At 66.4% G+C, this 797-nt stretch carries 2 protein-coding genes; both read right to left on the bottom strand.

Annotated elements, in window-relative coordinates:
* Positions 1-413, bottom strand: a 413-nt coding sequence (locus tag AC08OQ_RS18435) for an NUDIX hydrolase (RefSeq protein WP_476612255.1), incomplete at its 3' end; no start/stop codon positions are given.
* 6 nt (positions 414-419) lie between these two features.
* Positions 420-797, bottom strand: a 378-nt coding sequence (locus AC08OQ_RS18430) for a Rossmann-fold NAD(P)-binding domain-containing protein (protein ID WP_476612254.1), incomplete at its 5' end; no start/stop codon positions are given.

The following is a 797-nucleotide window of genomic DNA, read 5'->3' as shown; positions in this document are numbered from 1 at the left end:
TCCCCATAGTGGATGTGCTCCGGCTCCCGCTTCGCGGGGTTCGGTGGGATCACGTGTGCGTCCACGTCCACGGGCCGTTCGAGGGCAGGGTTCGCCCAGGCCCGAGGAATCCCCGTCTCCTCGGCCAGCTCGCGTAGGGCTGCGTCCAGGAGCGAGGCGTCGTCCGGCTCGATGTGCCCGCCGGGAAGGAGCCATCGGTTCAGGCTGCGGTGGCGGATCTGGAGGACTCGGCGATCAGAGGTGACTGCGACCACTCCGCAGGTCACGTGGCCGGGTGTGGTCGTCCTGGAGGCCAGGGGCGCGTCGCTTCCGCGGGATGCTTCCAACAGAGGGGCCAAGGACTCGGTGTCCTCCGGGTGCGCGTCGAGATGCGCACGGATCGTCTTGGCGATGTCGTCGTTCGTGACGGGCACGGGCGTTCACTCCTCGTTGAAGCATCGCAGCCAGGACCGGGCGATGATTTCACGCTCCCGGTTGCCGACCTCGTGTAGGCCCGGCTCCATGGCTCGTCCCGACGACAGCAGCGCGAGGGCCGCGAGGATCTCGCCTTGGACAAGAAAGATGAACGGGCCGACCGCAGCGCCATGAACGAAGTTGACCGCATTTCCATCGTTGAGCAGATAGAAATGATGGTTCCACGAGGACAGACGGCTGAGGTGTGGGCCGAGCCGGTCGACGCGGTAGGTTCCGCGGAGCGAGGCGAGGTTCAGTTCGTCGTCCGACGATGTCACGGACGCCACGTAGGAGCCGGGCCGCAGGTAGGTGAAGTCTTCGCCCTCCAGCGCCCGGTTAGTACT

The sequence above is a fragment of the Frankia sp. CcCS3 genome (genome assembly GCF_977927575.1).
Note: the sequence above shows the minus strand (reverse complement) of the source record. Positions and strands in the feature narration are given on the sequence as shown.